Origin of the sequence: Bradyrhizobium sp. Ec3.3 (assembly GCF_000472925.1) — a bacterium.
GTDB lineage: Bacteria > Pseudomonadota > Alphaproteobacteria > Rhizobiales > Xanthobacteraceae > Bradyrhizobium.
In genome coordinates, this window is record NZ_AXAS01000020.1 from 56,687 (window position 1) to 73,546 (window position 16,860).

The window sequence follows — 16,860 nt, forward strand, 5'->3', positions numbered from 1 at the left end:
CCTAATCCCCCATCAGTCCGACTTGCGCGAGCCCGCCCAAAATGGTGTAAGGCCCGCGATTTCCCGTTCCTCTCGCAGGTTGTGTGCAAGCCATGGCCAAAGCCGCCTCGAAGCCTAAGAAAATGCCAGCGAAATCAAAGCCCTCCGCAAAGGCGAAAGCCGCGCCGGCGGCCCGCAAGGCGCTGCCCAAGAGTGCAGTGAAGACCGCTGCGAAGCCGGTCGCGAAACCCGCGGCCAAGGCTCCGAGCAAGCCTGTGACTAAGCCTGTCAGCAAGCCGGCTGCGCCCAAGGTTGTCGCGAAGGCCGCGCCAAGCGCCGCCAAGGCGGGCAAGTGGGTCTACACCTTTGGCGATGGCAAGGCCGAGGGCAAATCCGAAATGCGCGACCTGCTCGGCGGCAAGGGCGCCAACCTCGCCGAGATGGCCAATCTCGGCCTGCCCGTGCCTCCCGGCTTCACCATCCCGACCTCGGTCTGCACCTACTTCTACGCCCACGAGAAGAGCTATCCGAAGGAATTGAAAGCGCAGGTCGAGAAGGCGCTCGATTATGTCGGCAAGCTGACAGGCAAGGCATTCGGCGATGCCAAGAACCCGCTGCTCGTCTCGGTGCGCTCCGGCGCGCGTGCCTCGATGCCGGGCATGATGGACACCGTGCTCAATCTCGGCCTCAACGACGAGACCGTGGAAGCGCTGTCGGAGCTGTCGGGCGACCGCCGCTTTGCCTATGACAGCTATCGCCGCTTCATCACCATGTATTCCGACGTGGTGCTCGGCTTCGAGCATCATCACTTCGAGGAAATCCTCGATACATTCAAGGACAGCCAGGGCTATTCGCTCGACACCGACCTCTCCGCCGAGGACTGGGTCGATCTGGTCGGCAAGTACAAGGATGCGGTGGCGCGCGAGACCGGCAAGGAGTTTCCGCAGGATCCGCACGACCAGCTCTGGGGCGCGGTGGGCGCCGTGTTCTCATCCTGGATGAACGCGCGCGCGGTGACTTACCGCAAGCTGCACGACATTCCGGAATCCTGGGGCACCGCGGTCAACGTGCAGGCCATGGTGTTCGGCAACATGGGCGAGACGTCGGCGACCGGCGTCGCCTTCACCCGCAACCCCTCGACCGGCGAGAGCAAGCTGTACGGCGAGTTCCTGATCAACGCGCAGGGCGAGGACGTGGTGGCGGGTATCCGCACGCCGCAGGACATCACCGAGGATGCGCGGAAAGAGTCCGGGTCCGACAAGCCGTCGATGGAAACGGCGATGCCGGAGGCGTTCAAGGAGCTGACGCGCATCTACACGCAGCTCGAGAAGCACTACCGCGACATGCAGGACATGGAGTTCACCGTCGAGCGCGGCAAGCTCTGGATGCTGCAGACCCGCGGGGGAAAACGCACCGCCAAGGCGGCGCTGCGCATTGCGGTCGAGCTCGCCAATGAGGGCCTGATCTCGAAGAAGGAAGCGGTGACGCGCATCGATCCGGCGTCGCTCGATCAGCTGCTGCATCCGACCATCGATCCCAACGCAAAGCGCGACGTGATCGCAACCGGCCTGCCGGCTTCGCCCGGTGCTGCCTCCGGCGAGATCGTGTTCTCCTCGGATGAAGCCGCCAAGCTCCAGGCCGACGGGCGCAAGGTCATCCTGGTCCGCATCGAGACCAGCCCGGAAGACATCCACGGCATGCATGCGGCCGAGGGTATCCTCACCACCCGCGGCGGCATGACCTCGCACGCGGCTGTGGTCGCGCGCGGCATGGGCAAGCCCTGCGTCTCCGGCTGCGGCACCATCCGCGTCGATTACGGCCGCGGCACCATGAGCATCGGCTCGCGCACCTTCAAGACCGGCGACGTCATCACCATCGACGGCTCGCTCGGCCAGGTGCTCGCCGGCCGCATGCCGATGATCGAGCCGGAGCTGTCCGGCGAGTTCGGCACGCTGATGAACTGGGCCGACCAGGTCCGCAAGATCGGCGTGCGCGTCAACGCCGATACGCCGGAGGACGCGCGCACCGCGCTCAAGTTCGGCGCGCAGGGCATTGGCCTGTGCCGCACCGAGCACATGTTCTTCGAGGAGACGCGCATCCGCACGGTGCGTGAGATGATCCTCTCCGAGGACGAACAGTCGCGCCGCGCCGCTCTGGCAAAGCTGCTGCCGATGCAGCGCGCCGACTTCGTCGAGCTGTTCGAGATCATGAAGGGCCTGCCCGTCACGATCCGCTTGCTCGATCCGCCGCTGCATGAGTTCCTGCCACACACCCACGCCGAGGTCGAGGAAGTGGCGCGGGCCATGAACACCGACCCACGCCGCCTGGCTGACCGCGCACGCGAGCTCTCGGAGTTCAACCCGATGCTCGGATTCCGCGGCTGCCGCATCGCGATCGCGTATCCCGAGATCGCCGAGATGCAGGCGCGCGCGATCTTCGAGGCTGCGGTCGAGGCGCAGCGGCGCACCGGCAAGGCCGTTGGTCTGGAGGTGATGGTGCCGCTGATCGCGACCAAGGCCGAGCTCGACCTCGTCAAGGCGCGCATCGATGCCACCGCCCAGGCGGTGATGCGCGACACCAACACCAAGCTCGCCTATCAGGTCGGCACCATGATCGAGCTGCCGCGCGCCTGCCTGCTCGCGGCCGAGATCGCGCAGTCGGCGGAGTTCTTCTCCTTCGGCACCAACGATCTGACACAGACCACCTACGGCATCAGCCGCGACGACGCCGCGAGCTTCCTCGGTCCCTACGTGACCAAGGGAATTTTGCAGATCGATCCCTTCATCGCGCTCGATCAGGAAGGCGTTGGCGAACTCGTCAAGATCGGCGTCGCGCGCGGCCGCAAGACTCGCGCCTCGCTCAAGGTCGGCATCTGCGGCGAGCATGGCGGCGATCCCGCGTCGGTGGCGTTCTGCCACGCGATCGGCCTCGACTACGTGTCATGCTCGCCCTATCGCGTGCCGATCGCACGCCTCGCCGCCGCCCAGGCCGCGCTCGGCAAGGCGGTCGCAAGCCAGGCGTAGAACGCGACTGAGATTTGAGAACGAAGAGGCGGGGCAAATGCTCCGCCTCTTTCTTTTGAAGCGCTGCTCTGTCCACATCGTCATTGCGAGCGCAGCGAAGCAATCCAGACTGTCGCCGCGGAAAGATTCTGGATTGCTTCGCTGCGCTCGCAATGACGAGATTGTTGCACGCTCGTCCCACACTCTCATCGTTATCGCCCGCGAAAGCGGGCGATCCAGTATTCCAGAGGCAGTGACGTATACGGAGAAGCCGCGGCGTACTGGATTCCCCGCTTCCGCGGGGAATGACAGCGGTTGTGTGGAGGGACCGTTGCGTAATGACGGCGTTAGTTGACGCACGTCCCGTAATGACACGTCTCGTCAAGAGTTCCTTCACCATATCCGTTGACGAGACGTTTACCTCGTCGCGTGAGGTCGCATTTACCAACGCGTCCTATTGCGCCGTGAAAACACCTGCGATTGCTTGAGTGTGGTGCGCACGCAACGTCGATTAACTCCCCGGCAACCTAAATTAGATACCAACAAAAAGGGTCGAATTGCACGGACGAACTGCGTTCGATCTTCTCTAGCGTAAGCGTTGCGTGAGCGTATCGATGTTTGTGTTGCGTAACCATCCGAAGGGCGCGCGGTTCGCGTCCTTCGGCATCGGTCTCTGCATCTTCGCATTGGTGCCGAGAGAGACCGGATATCAGGACATTGCTTCGCTGCTCGCGCGCCAGCCGGGCGTCGCCGAGCGCTGGCAGAAGCAGGTATTTTCCGCGGCGTCCTCGATCCAGCTCGCGACCTACAGCTTCGCCCGTCCGATCGGAACCTCGGTTCCGCAGAGCGCGAGCTACCGCCTCGCGAGCCTGGACGATCGCGACATCACGGGCAGCATCTCGCGCAATCCGGCGCTCCAGACGCCGCCGCGCTATCAGGCTGCCGATTTTCCGCACGTGGATCGTACCCTGAAGGGCGATCGTCTCGCGACAGTCACGCCCGCGCCGGCTGAGCCGTCCGCGCCGTCTGCAGCACCCGCCACGCAGGATCCCGCGACATCGAACAGCTCGGTCTTTGGCGCCAAGACGGCCGCGTTGCCACAGGCGATGTCGCCGGAGTCCGCGGCCGCGCTTGATCCCGAACTCGAGGAGGCGTTGCGCGCGCCGCCGCTGCCGCAATATTCGGGCACGCCATCGGCAAGCGACACCGCGCTGTCGCTTGCAGCCCAGCCGCTCAACGATTTGAAGCGGGCCCCGGCCGCGCCAGCGCGCGATCCCTTCAGCGTCAAGACGTCGAACCTGTTCTTCGGCAGCTCGTCGCTTGGCGGCAGCCTCGAGAGCATGGAGAGCTGGCAGCCCGGCGCCGAGCCGCTCATCGTGATGTCCGACCCCGACATGAAGGTGACGGCCTCGCTGCCGCCGTCGTCGGAGGAGGTCGCAAGAGCAACCGAGGGTGGCGAGAGCGTCGCGCCCAAGGGCGAGGTCAACGCCGACGACCAGCGCGTCAGGTCGCCGGCCGAACGGCTAGCCCTCGACGAGAAGTCGCGCGCCAAATCAGAGAAGTGCCTGGCTGAAGCCGTGTACTTCGAGTCGCGTGGCGAGGCTGTGCGTGGCCAGATGGCGGTTGCGCAGGTGGTGATGAACCGCGTGTTCTCCGGCAAATATCCGGACACCGTGTGCGGCGTGGTCTATCAGAACAAGTACCGCCACTTCGCCTGCCAGTTCACCTTCGCCTGCGACAACAATCCCGACGTGATCCGCGAGCCCGACATGTGGGAGCGCGCCAAGAAGATCGCCAAGGCGACGCTCGACGGCCAGATCTGGCTGCCCGAGGTCGGCAAGTCGACGCACTACCACGCCTATTGGGTGCGCCCGTCCTGGGTCGCCGAGATGAAGAAGATGTACAAGTTCGGCGTGCACACCTTCTACCGACCGCGCGCCTGGGGTGACGGCAGCGAGGAGCCGAGCTGGGGCACGCCGGCGCAGACCGCCGCGCTCTCAGCCGAGCTCGCGCAGGAAGCCAGGAGCTCGGCCGAGCTCGGCGCGACCGAGCGGCGGTAGCCGCTCACGCCTCGATATCCAGTGCGCAGTCGAAATTCGGTGCCGAGTGCGTCAGCGCACCTGACGAGACGTAGTCGACGCCAGTCGATGCGATCTGCGCAATCGAGCCCAGCGTGACACTACCGGACGCCTCCAGCGCGACACGGCCGGCGGCGAGCTTCACCGCTTCACGCAACGTGGCGATATCCATGTTGTCCAGCAGCACCGCGTCGGCAAGGCCGGTGTCGAGCACCTCGCGCAGTTGCGCCAGCGTATCGACCTCGATCTCGATCTTCACGAGATGACCGGCATGGCTGCGGGCGCGCTCCAGCACGGGGCGGATGCCGCCAGCGACCGCGATGTGGTTGTCCTTGATCAGGATCGCGTCATCCAGGCCAAAGCGGTGGTTGAAGCCGCCGCCGCAGCGCACCGCGTATTTCTCCAGCGCGCGCAGCCCCGGTGTGGTCTTGCGTGTGCAACAGATCCGCATCCTGCTGCCTTCGGTCTGGCGGACGTAGTCGGCCGTCAGCGTCGCGATGCCGGAGAGCCGGCCGACGAAGTTCAGCGCGGTCCGCTCGGCGGTGAGAATGGCGCGGGCAGGGCCGGTGATCGTCATCACGCGCTGTCCGGCCTTCACCCGCGCGCCGTCCCGGACGTGCGCCTGCACCTCGATCGCATTGGAGAGATTTTGCAGCGTCGCCAGCGCCAGCGGCAGGCCGGCGATCACCCCGGCCTGACGCGCGACCAGGATCGCGTGGGCCGCGTTGGCCTCAGGGATCGTCGCGAGCGAGGTGATGTCGCCTGCGCGGCCAAGATCCTCGTCGAGAGCGCGGTGCACGGCCTCGTCGATCGCGAGCGGTGACAGGAAAGCATCGGGATGGAGCAGGGAAGCTGGGGTCATGACAAAATCTCCGTCAGGCGATCATGGCTTGCGCCGTTCGGCGCGCGGGTTGTTCGGCGAGACCTTCGGCAACCTCGCGGGCGGTGGCGAGCGTCGTCATGGTCCGCTTGGCGAAGGCGGACGCCTCGACCGGATGGTCGGAGCGGAAATGCGCGCCGCGGCTCTCGTGCCGCGTGAAGGCGGATGCGGCGACGAGCAGCGCCGTGGTTGCCATGTTGCGCAGCGCGACGCTGCCGGCATCGCGTTCGAGCGCCGCAAAATGTTGCACGGCCCGTGCAAGCCCGTCGCTATCGCGGATCACGCCGACATGCGCGCTCATCATGGCGCGCAGACTGGTCTCGGCTCGCTTGTCGATCGCGCCGTTGCGCGGCGTCACCAGCGCTTCCGGCAGCCATGCCGGTGAGGGGATCGCGCGGCCGGCAATGTCCTCCGCAATGCGCGCGGCATAGACGACGGCCTCCAGCAGCGAGTTCGAGGCGAGCCGGTTGGCGCCATGCGCACCGGTCGACGACACCTCGCCGCCGGCCCACAGCCCGTCGATGGACGTGCGGCCGCGCGTGTCCACGGCGATGCCGCCCATGTGGTAGTGGGCGGCGGGCGCAATCGGGATCGCTTTCGTCGCCGGATCGAGCCCGGCCGCAATGCAGCTTGCATGGACGGTTGGGAATTTGTCGGCGAAGCGCGTACCCAACGCCTCCCGCGCATCGAGGAACGCGCCGCGGCTTGCGGCGATCTCCGCGAACACGCCGCGTGCGACGATGTCGCGCGGTGCCAGTTCAGCGAGCGGATGGCGTGCCGCCATGAAGCGTTCGCCCTTGCCGTTGATCAGAACGGCGCCTTCGCCGCGCAGCGCTTCGGTCGCAAGCGGCGCCGGATCGCGGCCGGCCATGATGGCGGTCGGATGGAACTGCACGAACTCCGGATCGGCGATGACGGCGCCGGCCCGCGCCGCGATCGCGAGTCCTGATCCGCTTGCTTCCAATGGATTGGTCGTGACGGCGTAGAGATGGCCGATGCCGCCGGTTGCCAGAACCACCGCGCGCGAAGCGATGATGATCGGACGCGACGTCGCATTGCTGGCGTCGCGGAGCTGCAATCCGGTGATGGCGCCGTCCTCGGTCAGCAGCGCCTCGGCGACAAGGCCTTCGATCAGGCGGATCGACGGCGTGCGCCGCACGGCCTCGCTGAGCGCCGCGATGATCGCCGCGCCCGCCATGTCACCGCGCACATGCACGATGCGCCGCGCCGAATGCGCGGCTTCGCGCCCCACCGCGAGCCTGCCTTCGAGATCGCGGTCGAAAGGCACGCCGTAGCTGAGGAGATCGTGAATGCGCGGCGCCGCTTCGCGTGCGATTCCGAGCGCGATCGCTTCATCGACGAGACCGGCGCCGACCGCGACGGTGTCGGCAGCATGCGCCTCGGGGCTGTCGCCTTCGCCAATGGCTGCTGCGATGCCGCCTTGCGCCCAGGCGGATGATGCGCCCTGTCCGAGCGGCGCAGCCGAGATCAACGTCACCGGCCGCGGCGCCAGCTTCAGTGCACAGAACAGTCCGGCAAGGCCGCCGCCGACGATGACGACGTCGTCGGTGGTGCGGGTGAGGTTGTGGATGGTGTTTGGCATGGCTGTCTCCATTCACTCAGCTGTCGTCCCCGCGAAGGCGGGGACCCATACCCCCAGGGAATTGATTTGGCGAAGACTCGCGGTTGGGAACTTCGCGCCAAAACCACATCCTGTGGTTATGGGTCGCGCTTCGCGCACCCCGGGACGACAGTGTTGGTTGTGGCGCTAGTTCTTCAGATTGATCATCCGCTCGACCGAACGCCGCGCGCGTTCGGCTATGGCGGGATCGATCGTCACCTCCTCACCGAGCGTCAGCAGGCTGTCCAAGATGTTCGACAGCGTGATGCGCTTCATGTGCGGGCAGAGATTGCAGGGGCGCAGCATCTCGATGTCGGGCAGCTCGGCGCGCACATTGTCGGCCATCGAGCATTCGGTGATCATGACGAGCCGCTTCGGCCGCTTCTCGCGCACCCAGTTGATCATGTGCGCGGTCGAGCCGGTGAAGTCGGCCTCCGCCAGGACGTCGGGCGGGCATTCCGGATGCGCGATGATCTGCACCGACGGATCAGCTTCGCGAAGGCCGCGCAGCTCTTCGCCGGTGAAGCGCTCATGCACCTCACAGGCGCCTTTCCAGGCGATGATCTTCACGTCGGTCTTCGAGGCAACGTATTTCGCGAGATACTGGTCGGGCAGGAAGATCACGCTCGGCGCGCGCAGGCTTTCGACCACCTGCACCGCATTCGACGAGGTGCAGCAGATGTCGACCTCGGCCTTCACCTCGGCGGAGGTGTTGACATAGGCGACGACGGGTACGCCCGGAAATTTTTCGCGCAGCAGGCGTACATCGGCGCCCGTGATGCTGGCGGCGAGCGAACAGCCGGCGCGGGAATCCGGGATCAGCACCGTCTTGTCCGGATTGAGCAGCTTTGACGTCTCCGCCATGAAGTGCACACCACACTGCACGATGATGTCGGCCTTCACCTTGGTCGCCTCGACCGCGAGCTGGAGCGAGTCGCCGCCGATATCGGCGACGCAGTGAAAGATCTCGGGCGCCTGGTAGTTGTGCGCGAGGATCACCGCGCCCCGTGCCTGCTTCAACTCGTTGATCACCTTGATGGCCGGCGCCATCAGCGGCCACTCGATCGACGGGATCACGTGCTTCACCCGCTCGTAGAGATGCGCCGTGGCCTGCTCGACCTCCGGTGTCCATTCCAGCAAAGGCCGCGGCAATGCGGGGCCGCGATTGCCGAAGGGCTTGCGTGCGGTGGGAGCGGGGCGGGCCTGCGGCCGCGTGGCAAAATCGTCGGGACCGTAAATTCCAGAGATCGGCATCGAAGCCTCCCGTTCTCATATACTCAACTTGAGTATATGTAGGCCGTTAGAAATCCGGCCTTTCCGGCCGGTTGGGTTTGCGAGCCGCAATCAGCTTTACCCGGACAACATCCGCAGCTCAGGGAGGGCCAGGCAGCTCATGTCGATATGCTCAATATGAGTAAATCAAACATAACATGTGAGGCTGCCGGCCGCCAGACCCATCCGGACACATTCCCGTGCGCTCGCTCCGCCCCGTGCGCTCGCTCCGCGCGCGATTTGCAGGGCTGCAATGTTCGGCATCCCTCTTGGGCTTTTCATGCAGATGCATTAACTGGTTGGGGCGCGGTGACCTATTCCGGATCCGCCAACGGCAGAAAAGGGAAAATGCATGTCGGCAAGCGTGGGCGACGTCGGTCCGGTTTCGCGTTCTTCTACCTCACGTTCTTCTTGGCGCACGCCAGCGATCATCATTCTCTGCGGCTGCGCCATCGGCATGCTGAGCTTCGGCCCGCGCTCGAGCCTCGGCTTCTTCGTCCAGCCGATGAGCCATGAATTTTCCTGGGGCCGCGACGTCTTCGGCCTCGCCATCGCAGTGCAGAACCTGGTGTGGGGACTGGGCCAGCCGTTTGCCGGCGCGATTGCCGATCGCTTCGGCCTGTTTCGCGTGATGTGCGTCGGCGCCGTGCTCTACGCCGGCGGCCTGCTTTTGATGCGCTATTCCTCGACGCCGCTCTCGCTCAACGTCGGCGCCGGCGTCATGGTTGGCTTCGGCCTTGCCGGCTGCTCCTTCAATCTCGTGCTGTCGGCTTTCAGCAAGTTGCTTCCGGCCGAGAAGCGCGGCCTTGCGCTCGGCGCCGGCACTGCGGCCGGCTCGTTCGGGCAGTTCCTGTTCGCGCCCGTCGGTGTCGCGCTGATCGACAATTTCGGCTGGCAGCAGGCGCTCACGGTGTTTGCGGGCCTGATGCTTCTGATCATTCCGCTCTCGTTCGCGCTGTCCACGCCGCAGGTTGCAAGTTCGTCCGGCACGCCGGCCGCAGACGAGCAATCCTTCACCAAGGCCCTCGCCGAGGCCTTCGGCCACCGCTCCTATGTTCTGCTCGTGCTCGGCTTCTTCACCTGCGGCTTCCAGCTCGCCTTCATCACCGTGCACCTGCCGGCGTTCCTGGTCGATCGCGGCATCTCCACGCAGGTCGGCGGTTGGGTGATCGCGGCGATCGGACTCTTCAACATGATGGGCTCGCTTAGCGTCGGCTGGCTGCAGAACTATCTGCCCAAGCGCTACATCCTCTCGACGATCTATTTTATCCGTGCGCTCGCAACGCTCGCCTTCATCTCGTTCCCGATCACGCCGTTCTCGGCGATCGCCTTCGGTGCGGTGTCCGGCCTGATGTGGCTCTCCACCGTGCCGCCGACCTCGGCGCTGGTGGCGCTGATGTTCGGCACGCGCTGGCTCGCAACCCTCTACGGCTTTGCCTTCGTCAGCCATCAGGTCGGCGGTTTCCTCGGCGTCTGGCTCGGCGGCATCGTGTTCGAGCGCTTCGGTTCCTATACGCCGATCTGGTGGCTCTCGATCCTGTTCGGCGTGCTCTCCGCGCTGATCAATCTCCCGATCGTGGAGAAACCCGTCCAGCGAGCGGTTGCGCAGCCCGCCTGATCGGCTAAACATCCCCTGAAACAAGTCAGGGAGTTTTGCCGTGGCAACGTTCAAGGCGATCCGGATCGACAAGGCGGACAAGGGCACCACCGCCGCATTGACGCAGTTCGACGAAGCCGAGCTGATGGACGGTGACGTCACCGTGCGCGTCGAATGGTCTACGCTGAACTACAAGGATGGCCTCGCGCTCACCGGCAAGGCGCCAGTGGTGCGGCGCTTCCCGATGATCGCCGGCATCGACTTCGCTGGCACTGTCGAAAATTCCTCTCATCCACAGTGGAAGGCGGGCGACAAGGTCGTCTGCACCGGCTGGGGCATGGGCGAGACGCATCTCGGCGCCTATGCCGAGAAGGCGCGGGTGAAGGGCGATTGGCTGGTCGCGCTGCCGCAGGGCCTGTCGGCGCGTGATGCCATGGCGATCGGCACCGCCGGCTTCACCGCGATGCTCGCGGTGCTGGCGCTGGAGAAGCAGGGCATCTCGCCGAAGAGCGGCCCCGTGGTGGTGACGGGCGCGGCCGGTGGCGTCGGCTCGGTTGCAACCGCCGTGCTGTCGAAGCTCGGCTACCACATCATCGCCTCCACCGGTCGCGCAGCGGAAGCGAGCTATCTAAAGGAGCTGGGAGCGGCCGAGGTGATCGACCGCAACGAACTGTCCGCGCCCGCAAAACCGCTCGCCAAGGAGCGCTGGGCCGGCGGCGTCGACAGCGTCGGCTCGACCACGCTCGCCAATCTCTTGTCGATGACCAAGTATGGCGGAGCGATTGCCGCCTGCGGGCTTGCCGCCGGCATGGACCTGCCGTCCTCGGTCGCGCCGTTTATTTTGCGCGGGGTGTGCCTTCTCGGCATCGATTCGGTGATGTGCCCGATTGCGCCGCGGAAGGCTGCCTGGCAGCGTCTGGCGTCCGATCTGGATCGGACGAAACTCACTGAAATCACTAAGGAAATTCCGCTCGACCAAATTGTCGAGTGGGGACCGAAGATTCTCGCCGGTGAGGTCCGCGGCCGTATCGTGGTAAAAATTCTCTAACGGCGTTCAGACTTTACCAACCAAGCTGCTTCAATGTCGCCACGGTTAGTATGGTAAGCAGCGGGTAAAGGGATCAGGCTTGCCCGCTACTGGGGTTGTCGGAGTAAGAGCATGCTTGCGCGTTTTGTGTTGGGGGCCGTTACGGCGGCAGCAGCGATTGTGCCGGCCGTTGCTGGAAGCATGAATGCCGATGAGGCGCGCCGGTTTGTCGCCGGCAAGGTGTTCGCCTTCACCTGCTTTGACGGGACCCGCGGGGCAGGCCGCATTCTCGACGATCTCGGCGCCGCAGGCGCCGTGCAGTTCTCGGGCGCAGGCCCGGTCCGCCACCTTCGCCTGCCGGGCAACACGCTCCAGATCCGTGGCCAGAACGTCTGCGCCTCGATCAAGGGCATTCCATTCGAACCCTGCTTCAACCTTGAAAAGACCGATGATCGCAGCTTCCGCGGCTCGGTCTCGGGTATGGGCTTCGCCTATTGCGATTTCCACCACCAGGGTGGCAATCAGATGCTCATGGCGCGCGCGGTGGCGCGGCCGCGATCGCCGCATGCGCCGCGCACGACTGGCTCGGTCAGCGCATCCTCAACCGAAGTCGCCGCGCGTGTCGAGACGCCGCGTGTCGAGACTGGCCGCATCGAGCCAGTGAAGTCGGGACCAAAGCCCGAAGCGCCGAAGAATGAGGGCCCGCTCGAGTTGCGCCGCTCGACCGACTGAGCCTTGCCAGCCCTTGCCTGCCAGGCGCGTGTGCTTTCCGCGCCGTTATCGTTGAAACCTGACGAACTGTGTTCGCCGGCGCGCCGTAGTCATACGGGCGGCGGTTTTCATGCCTTGGTAGCTGTTCGCGCCACAGCCTTGCGTGACGGCCGGCAGGCAGCGGCTCGACAAGAAGGTTCGACGATGGCGCTGTATTACTTTCGGATCAGCACCGGATGCTATTCCGGGGCATCCGATCACGCTTATGAATTCAGAGGATCGCGCGGCGGCCTGGAGCGAGATGACGGAGGTCTGCGCGAACCTCGTCGGCAGCATCGCACGCGGCCTGAAGCCCAACGCGCAATGGCACATGGATCTCCTCGACGAAAACAAACAGCTCGTTTTTCGCATCAGCCTGGTCGGTGAGAGCCCGAAGGCATGCGGCATTGCCAGCTAGAAGCCTCGCATACTGCCGCGTGTGGTTAACCAGTTAAGCGCGTGAAACGTGCTGGTTTTCAAGTGTTTTTTGTCAAATCTCAGTAGTTCCACGGAGCGTGTTGTTAACCAAATCGGAATTCCCGGCGCTCAGTTCTTAAGCAAGGGCGAACAACGCCGAGAGCGGCCGACAATGACTCGACCGCGCCTGTCCGGGAAACGTGTCCATGTTGAGCCTTGTTCAGAATTTGCGGATCGGTACCAAGCTGGCGGTGACGTCGGCGTTCGGTATTCTTTTGGTGATCGCCATGATCGCGAGCCAACTCGTCGGCAATGGCAATGTGCGTCGTTCCAACGAGGCCGCCTTCGCGCAGCAGGAGCTGGCGCGGGATGCCGTCGAAGCCAAGCTTGGGGCGCGCAGCATGCAGCTCAGCGTCCGGGATATCCGGCTCGCCAACAATGCAGGCGAATTGCAAAAGGCGAGCGAGTCGCTCGTCGAGCGCTCAAGGTCGCTGGGCAACGTCGTGGATGCGATGCTCAAGCTGTCCCGGTCTTCGGAAAACCGAGCGCGGATCGAAAAGCTCAAGAACCTCTCCGCAGATTATTTCAAGGGCGCCCAGCAGATCGCCTCGATCCGCAGTGAGATGATCGCCGCGACCGGCGCAGATGCCGCCCGTGTCGCCAAGCTCACCGAAGAGAGCATGCGCATCGCGCGCGAAGTCACATTGCCGACCGCTGCCGAAACGGACGTGCTGGCGGGCCAGATCGCCGATTTCGCCAGGCACAGGAGCGAGGAGGAGATCGCCGGCTCGGTGCAGGAGATGGCGTCCAGCGAACATATCGGAACTGTGGTCGGCGTCTGTGCCGCGCTTGTCCTGTTCGGCTCCTGGCTAATGTCCTTCCTGACGATTGCTCGGCCGATCCGCGCGCTCACGGTGGCCATGGACAAGCTCGCCGGTGGCGACTTCTCCGTGGTGCTGCCGGGGCTCGGTCGCAAGGACGAGGTCGGCGGCGTCGCCGCGGCTGTCGAAAAATTCAAGATCGTGTCCGAGCAGAAGGCGCGCGAGGAGGCCGAGGCCAAGACCAGGCAGGATCAGATCGCTGCTGCTCAGCGCAAGACCGAGATGCACAAACTCGCCAGCGGCTTCGAAGCCGCCGTCGGCGAGATCGTCGACACCGTGTCCTCCGCCGCGACCGAGCTCGAAGCATCGGCTTCGACGCTCACTTCCACTGCGGAGCGCGCACAGGAGCTGACCACGATGGTCGCAGCGGCGTCTGAAGAGGCTTCCACCAACGTGCAGTCGGTGGCCTCTGCGACGGAGGAGCTGTCGTCGTCGATCACCGAGATCAGCCGGCAGGTGCAGCAGTCCGCGCGCGTCGCCAACGAGGCGGTCGGCCAGGCGCGCACCACGACCGAGCGCGTCAGCGAATTGTCCAAGGCGGCCACCCGTATCGGCGACGTGGTCGAGTTGATCAACACCATCGCGGGCCAGACCAACCTGCTCGCGCTCAACGCCACCATCGAGGCGGCGCGCGCCGGCGAGGCCGGTCGCGGCTTCGCCGTCGTGGCTTCCGAGGTCAAGGCGCTGGCCGAGCAGACCGCGAAGGCGACCGGCGAGATCGGCCAGCAGATCTCCGGCATCCAGACGGCAACGCAAGAATCGGTCAACGCCATCCGCGATATCAGCGACACCATCGAGAAGCTGTCGGAGATCTCCTCGACCATTGCGGCTGCGGTGGAAGAGCAGGGCGCAGCGACGCAGGAAATCTCGCGCAATGTGCAGCAGGCCGCGCAGGGCACGCATCAGGTGTCATCCAACATCACCGACGTGCAGCGCGGGGCGGGCGAGACCGGATCGGCCTCAACGCAGGTGCTGGCGGCCGCGCAGTCGCTCGCAGGCGACAGCAACCGGCTCAAGCTCGAAGTCGGAAAATTCCTCGATACCGTGCGCGCGGCCTAGCACTGCCGCCGGCGCGGGTCGCGCGGCTGTCAGCCTCGCCGCACCAATCGCCGCCTTCCGAGGCCCTGATCTCGTCTGAACCGCCGCGGGCAAGCCGCGGCGGTTTTGCGTTGTGCGATGCCGCGATGAAAAAGCCGCACGGTTAACTTTCCAGAAAAGCGAAGCAGGCATCATCCCCGCAACATTCCGGTCACCAACCCTGTCCTTTTCGGTCATTTGCACCTCGAGCGTTTCGGAGCACATTCATGAGCGGCCTCTCCATCCGCCTCACCCACAAGGTGATGGCGATCGGACTTTTCGGGCTCGTCGGTCTCATGGCGTTTGGCGCGATCTACGAGATCGGCAGCCGGTCGCAGGACGCCTCCCGCATCGTTGCGAACCGCGCCCGGATGATCTCCGACCTCAACAAGCAGCTCTCGATCGAGCTGCTCGAGGCACGGCGCAACGAGAAGAACTTTCAGCAGCGCAGGAACGAGAGCTACGCCAAGGCCCATGCGGAGCTGATAGGACCCATCACGAGAGATTTCGACGAGTTGCAGCGCTTGATGTCGGCCGGCGGCATGAGCGCGCTGTCGGAGAAGACCCAGCAGGCCGAGGCTGGCTTCAAGCGCTATGCGGCTGATTTTTCCGCGCTGGTCGCGAGCGAGATCAAGCTCGGCCTCAATGAGAATCTCGGCCTGTCCGGCTCGCTGCGCGCCGCCGTGCATGAGATCGAGGCCAAGCTGAAGGAGATCGACAATCCGCGGCTGACGAGCTGGATGTTGATGATGCGGCGGCATGAAAAGGATTTCATGCTGCGGCGCGACCCGAAATATATCGCCGAGCTGAAGAAGGCTGCATCCGAATTCTCCAAGGCGATGGAGGCCGCGGCCGTGCCGGCCCCGGTCATGGCCGACATCACGGCCAGGCTGCAGAAATACCAATCGGAGTTTTCGAGCTGGGCCGAGACGGCACAACAGAGCGCGGCCTATGACGCGAGCATGATGAAGACGTTTCGCGAACTCGAGCCGCTGATCATCGACGTCCGCAACGCCGTCGATCGAACCTATAAGGAGGCCGACGCCGCCGAGGCCGCAACGCGCGATGCGGTACGGCTGTGGATGATGGTCGCCTTCGGCGTCACGGTACTGTTGCTGGCTGTGGTCGGATTCCTGCTGGGCCGTTCGATTTCCAGCGCGCTTTCGGCAATGGTGAGCGCGATGACGCGGCTTGCGCGTGGCGAGCTCTCGATCACTGTGCCGGGCCTCGGACGCAAGGACGAGATCGGCGAGATGGCCGGCGCGGTCGAGGTCTTCCGCAACAACATGGCGGAGGCCGAGCGGCTGCGCACCGAGCAGCTCGAGGCGGAAGCGCGGCAGCGTGAGACGCGCAAGGCGGACATGCAGCGCCTCGCCGACGGTTTCGAGGGCGCGGTCGGCGAGATCATCGAGACGGTGTCGTCGGCGGCAACCGAGCTCGAAGCCTCGTCCAACACGTTGACGCGGGCCGCCGAGCGCTCGAACGGGCTTGCCACCGCGGTCGCCGCGGCCTCGGAAGAGGCTTCCGCCAATGTGCAGTCGGTGTCCTCGGCAAGTGAGGAAATGACCTCCTCGATCACCGAGATCAGCCGCCAGGTCCAGGAATCGGCGCGTGTGGCCGATGCCGCGGTCGAGCAGGCGCAGCGCACCAACGCGCGCGTCGCCGAACTGACCAAGGCGGCGAGCCGCATCGGCGACGTCGTCGAGCTGATCAACACCATCGCCGGCCAGACCAACCTGCTGGCGCTCAATGCCACGATCGAGGCGGCGCGGGCCGGCGAGGCTGGCAAGGGTTTTGCCGTGGTCGCGACCGAGGTGAAGGCGCTCGCCGAGCAGACCGCGAAGGCGACCGGCGAGATCAGCCAGCATATTGGCGCGATCCAGACCGCGACGGATGACTCCGTCGGCGCCATCAGGGAGATCGGCGACACCATCGCGCGGATGTCCGGGATCGCCGCGACCATCGCCGCGGCGGTCGAGGAGCAGGGCGCCGCGACTCAGGAGATCTCACGCAACATCCAGCACGCCGCGCACGGTACGTCCGAGGTCTCCGCCAATATCAGCGACGTCCAGCGCGGCGCCGGCGAGACCGGCGCTGCGTCCGCTCAGGTTCACGCGTCGGCGCAATCGTTGTCGCTGGAAAGCAACCGGCTGAAGAGCGAAGTCGCGCGCTTCCTCGACTCCGTACGGGCTGCATAGCGGGAGGCATGCAAAGAAACGTCTAAAGGTTGCACAGAAATCGATGATTGATCGGTTCCGTATTAGTACGGGGTTTCAAAT

At 65.0% G+C, this 16,860-nt stretch carries 10 protein-coding genes and 1 pseudogene; 8 read left to right on the top strand and 3 right to left on the bottom strand.

Annotation, left to right across the window (positions count from 1 at the left end):
- Positions 1-92: 92 nt before the first annotated feature.
- Positions 93-3,002 (top strand): pyruvate, phosphate dikinase, encoded by a 2,910-nt coding sequence (ppdK, locus tag YUU_RS0121695; RefSeq protein WP_027524298.1) that lies wholly within the window; start codon positions 93-95, stop codon positions 3,000-3,002.
- A 593-nt stretch (positions 3,003-3,595) separates the two neighbouring features.
- Positions 3,596-5,041 (top strand): cell wall hydrolase, encoded by a 1,446-nt coding sequence (locus YUU_RS0121700; protein ID WP_027524299.1) that lies wholly within the window; start codon positions 3,596-3,598, stop codon positions 5,039-5,041.
- Positions 5,042-5,045: 4 nt separating this feature from the next.
- Here the strand turns inward: YUU_RS0121700 and nadC are convergent, their stop codons facing one another.
- From nadC to nadA, 3 genes are all read right to left on the bottom strand, one after another.
- A complete protein-coding gene (gene nadC / locus YUU_RS0121705; protein ID WP_027524300.1) occupies positions 5,046-5,921 on the bottom strand; it encodes a carboxylating nicotinate-nucleotide diphosphorylase in 876 nt (291 codons plus the stop codon).
- Between the two features lie 13 nt (positions 5,922-5,934).
- Positions 5,935-7,542: an L-aspartate oxidase gene (locus tag YUU_RS0121710; RefSeq protein WP_027524301.1), complete on the bottom strand. Its 1,608-nt coding sequence runs from the start codon at positions 7,540-7,542 to the stop codon at positions 5,935-5,937.
- Between the two features lie 165 nt (positions 7,543-7,707).
- Positions 7,708-8,814 (bottom strand): quinolinate synthase NadA, encoded by a 1,107-nt coding sequence (gene nadA / locus YUU_RS0121715; protein WP_027524302.1) that lies wholly within the window; start codon positions 8,812-8,814, stop codon positions 7,708-7,710.
- A gap of 370 nt (positions 8,815-9,184) precedes the next feature.
- On the opposite strand from nadA, the gene YUU_RS0121720 reads away from it, so the two are divergent.
- From YUU_RS0121720 to YUU_RS0121745, 6 genes and pseudogenes are all read left to right on the top strand, one after another.
- A complete protein-coding gene (locus tag YUU_RS0121720) occupies positions 9,185-10,450 on the top strand; it encodes an MFS transporter (protein WP_027524303.1) in 1,266 nt (421 codons plus the stop codon).
- A 40-nt stretch (positions 10,451-10,490) separates the two neighbouring features.
- The gene (locus YUU_RS0121725) at positions 10,491-11,477 is read left to right on the top strand and encodes an MDR family oxidoreductase (RefSeq protein WP_027524304.1); all 987 of its coding nucleotides are present in this window, start codon (positions 10,491-10,493) and stop codon (positions 11,475-11,477) included.
- A 111-nt stretch (positions 11,478-11,588) separates the two neighbouring features.
- Entirely contained in the window at positions 11,589-12,188 is a 600-nt protein-coding gene (locus tag YUU_RS0121730) for a hypothetical protein (RefSeq protein ID WP_027524305.1), read from the top strand.
- A gap of 183 nt (positions 12,189-12,371) precedes the next feature.
- Positions 12,372-12,624 (top strand): annotated as a pseudogene (locus YUU_RS51335) (hypothetical protein).
- A gap of 205 nt (positions 12,625-12,829) precedes the next feature.
- Positions 12,830-14,563 carry a methyl-accepting chemotaxis protein gene (locus YUU_RS0121740; protein ID WP_027524306.1) on the top strand — a complete coding sequence of 578 codons (1,734 nt, stop codon included), beginning with the start codon at positions 12,830-12,832 and terminating at the stop codon, positions 14,561-14,563.
- A gap of 245 nt (positions 14,564-14,808) precedes the next feature.
- Positions 14,809-16,779 (top strand): methyl-accepting chemotaxis protein, encoded by a 1,971-nt coding sequence (locus YUU_RS0121745; RefSeq protein ID WP_027524307.1) that lies wholly within the window; start codon positions 14,809-14,811, stop codon positions 16,777-16,779.
- Positions 16,780-16,860: the final 81 nt, after the last annotated feature.

Bases quoted from the DNA above. Each gene is read 5' to 3' on its own strand.
- ppdK (WP_027524298.1), top strand. From the start codon at position 93: ATGGCCAAAGCCGCCTCGAAGCCTAAGAAAATGCCAGCGAAATCAAAG.
- YUU_RS0121700 (WP_027524299.1), top strand. From the start codon at position 3,596: ATGTTTGTGTTGCGTAACCATCCGAAGGGCGCGCGGTTCGCGTCCTTC.
- nadC (WP_027524300.1), bottom strand. From the start codon at position 5,921: ATGACCCCAGCTTCCCTGCTCCATCCCGATGCTTTCCTGTCACCGCTC.
- YUU_RS0121710 (WP_027524301.1), bottom strand. From the start codon at position 7,542: ATGCCAAACACCATCCACAACCTCACCCGCACCACCGACGACGTCGTC.
- nadA (WP_027524302.1), bottom strand. From the start codon at position 8,814: ATGCCGATCTCTGGAATTTACGGTCCCGACGATTTTGCCACGCGGCCG.
- YUU_RS0121720 (WP_027524303.1), top strand. From the start codon at position 9,185: ATGTCGGCAAGCGTGGGCGACGTCGGTCCGGTTTCGCGTTCTTCTACC.
- YUU_RS0121730 (WP_027524305.1), top strand. From the start codon at position 11,589: ATGCTTGCGCGTTTTGTGTTGGGGGCCGTTACGGCGGCAGCAGCGATT.
- YUU_RS0121740 (WP_027524306.1), top strand. From the start codon at position 12,830: ATGTTGAGCCTTGTTCAGAATTTGCGGATCGGTACCAAGCTGGCGGTG.
- YUU_RS0121745 (WP_027524307.1), top strand. From the start codon at position 14,809: ATGAGCGGCCTCTCCATCCGCCTCACCCACAAGGTGATGGCGATCGGA.